General features: G+C 71.2%; 3 protein-coding genes. 2 read left to right on the top strand and 1 reads right to left on the bottom strand.

Features of this window, described 5'->3' with window-relative positions:
* Positions 1 to 18 precede the first annotated feature (18 nt).
* Both arsM and LOY02_RS15030 read left to right on the top strand, forming a co-directional pair.
* Positions 19 to 804, top strand: a complete 786-nt coding sequence (gene arsM, locus LOY02_RS15025; protein WP_317183173.1) for an arsenite methyltransferase — start codon at positions 19 to 21, stop codon at positions 802 to 804.
* A 93-nt stretch (positions 805 to 897) separates the two neighbouring features.
* Positions 898 to 1,209: a cupin gene (locus LOY02_RS15030; protein WP_317183174.1), complete on the top strand. Its 312-nt coding sequence runs from the start codon at positions 898 to 900 to the stop codon at positions 1,207 to 1,209.
* 106 nt (positions 1,210 to 1,315) lie between these two features.
* On the opposite strand, the gene LOY02_RS15035 is transcribed toward LOY02_RS15030, so the two are convergent.
* Positions 1,316 to 2,563, bottom strand: a 1,248-nt coding sequence (locus LOY02_RS15035) for an aminomethyltransferase family protein (RefSeq protein ID WP_317183175.1), incomplete at its 5' end; no start/stop codon positions are given.

Consider the following 2,563-nt stretch of genomic DNA (forward strand, 5'->3'; position numbering starts at 1 on the left):
CCCAGACAAGGAAGCGTCATGACCGAGAAGCTCACCGAGACCACTCTGCGCGAGACCGTCCGCGCGAAGTACGCCGCGGCCGCCAAGGACGCCTCCACGCCCTCGGCCGGTGGCTGCTGCGGGACGACGACCTTCGTCGACCTCACGACAAACGAGGAGGGCAGGGCCGTCTTCGGCGCCGCCCTCTACGACCCGGAGACCACCCAGGACGCCCAGCAGGCCGTCCAGGCCTCCCTCGGGTGCGGCGTGCCGACCGCCGTTGCGGACCTGCACCCCGGCGAGACCGTCCTCGACCTCGGGTCGGGAGCTGGTGGCGACGTGCTCATCTCCGCCAAGCGGGTCGCCCCGGGAGGCAAGGCGATCGGTCTGGACATGACCACGGAGATGGTCGAGCTGGCCCGGAAGAACGCTCGTGAGGCCGGCGTCGACAACGTCGAGTTCATCGAGGGCTACCTCGAGGACATCCCGCTCGGGGACGGCACGGTCGACGTCGTCATCTCGAACTGCGTCATCAACCTCGCAGCCGACAAGTCGGTGGTCCTCTCCGAGGCCGCCCGGGTGCTTCGCCCCGGCGGACGGTTCGCCGTCTCCGACGTCGTTGCGGACGAGGACATGGACGAGGCGACCCGCGCCGACATGGAGGCCTTCACGGGCTGTATCGCCGGCGCCCTGACGGAGGCGGAGTACCGTTCCTCGCTCGCGGGGGCCGGCTTCGAGGACATCGAGATCACGCGCACACACTCTGTGCACGAGCACGCCTCCGCCGCGATCGTCCGGGCCCGCCGGCCGGAGCCCGCCGCCTGAGCTCCGGGCAGCCGCCGGAACGATGGCCCGAACCTGTCGTGGCCTGGCCACACCGCCACAACCCTGCGGTGGCAGCGGGTGTCACGATGAGCTGTGCAGTTCCTCGACGCGGCCGAGCACACCGGCACACACCCCTGGGCCGCCCTCGATCTCGCTGAGATCCCTGACGCGACCGTGCGGCTGCACTGGACCGACGCACCCTACCGCTGGCACGTCAACGACGGCGACGAGGCCTTCGTGGTTCTCGACGGTGCGGTCGACATGCACTACAAGCACGGCGGGGAAGTGATGGTGGAGCGCCTCACCCCCGGTCGGATCTGCATCGCGGAGGCGGGCGACGAGCACGTCGCCCATCCGGTGGGCGCCGCACGCATCCTCGTGGTCGAGCAGCGCGGATCCGTCTGAAAGGGCCGTCCCGCGACAGCTCGTCTCGACCTCGAGGCAGCACGCAGTCTTGCAGGCCCAGGATCTGTGGCCCCTCGACGCTGGCGACGTCGGCGGCCGCCGTCGCTCAGATCCGGACGCGGGCGCTCGTCGGGTCGTACATCGGGGTCAACGACACCTCTGCGGGGTAGCGGGTCCCGGCCACGTCGACCTCCCACTCGCCGCTCGCGAGCCAGTCCCCGGTCACCGGTTGCCCGAGCCCCTCGACCATGGCGAGACCGACCGCGGAACCGAGCGTCCAGCCGTACGAACCCGCTCGCACGTACCCGACCGGCACACCGTCGCGGGCCACGAGCTCCGCGTGGAAGAGCAGCGGCTCGGGGTCGAGCAGGCGCACCTGCACCAGCCGCCGGGCCATGCCACCCGCCTCGACGTTGTCAGCCTTGCGGGCCAGGACCGCGTCGCGGCCGATGAAGTCCGGCTTGTCCAGCGCGAGCGCGAAGCCGAGCCCGGCCTCGAGCGGGCAGTCCGTGTTGTCGATGTCGTGGCCGTAGTCGCGATAGGCCTTCTCCATACGGAGGGACGCAAGCGCCTTCAGACCAACAGGCCGGAGGCCGTATGCCGTCCCGCTGGCCTGGATCGCGTCGTAGACCCGGAGCGCGTCGCCCGCCGGCACGTAGACCTCGTAACCCAGCTCACCGGCATACGTGATCCTCGTGAGGAGCAGGCGCACGCCGGCGAGCTCGACCCAGCGAGCCCTGCGGAAGGCGAACGCCGCGGTGGACAGGTCGGTGTCGGTCAGCTCCGCCAGCAGGTCGCGCGAGCGCGGCCCCTGGACGTTGAGCTGGGCGTAGTCGGCGGTCACGTCGGTGACCGATACGGACGGGTCTGCGAACCGCTCGAGCCGCGCCCGCACGTGGCCGTGCGCCGTGTCCGACGCGACGACGAGGAAGTCGTCCTCGTCGAGCTTGGTCACGGTGAGGTCGGCTTCGATGCGACCGTCCTCGCCCAGCCACTGGGTGTAGGTGATCACGCCTGCGTCGCCGTTCACAGCGCCGGCGGACAGCCGGTCGAGCAGGACGCCGGCGCCGGGTCCCTGGACTCGGAACTTCGCCATGAACGACATGTCCATCAGGCCGACGGCCTCCCTCACGGTGCGGTGCTCCTGCTCCCACTGCTCGAACCACGGCGCCCGGCCCCACGTCGGCTCGGCTTCCGGCGTCTGGCCCTCCCCCGCGAACCAGTCGGCGCCCTCCCAACCCGACACCTCGCGGAGGTGGCCGCCCTGCTCGACGAGCCGGTCGTGGACGGGCGACAGGAGCCGGCCACGCGCGGACCGCAGCTGCGTGCCCGGGGTGTGGGCGGCATACACCGT

The organism is Intrasporangium sp. (assembly GCF_032907665.1).
Taxonomy (GTDB): Bacteria; Actinomycetota; Actinomycetes; order Actinomycetales; family Dermatophilaceae; genus Intrasporangium.

What these genes read in the sequence shown, in the direction of transcription:
- arsM (WP_317183173.1), top strand. Translation starts at nt 19, where the DNA reads ATGACCGAGAAGCTCACCGAGACCACTCTGCGCGAGACCGTCCGCGCG.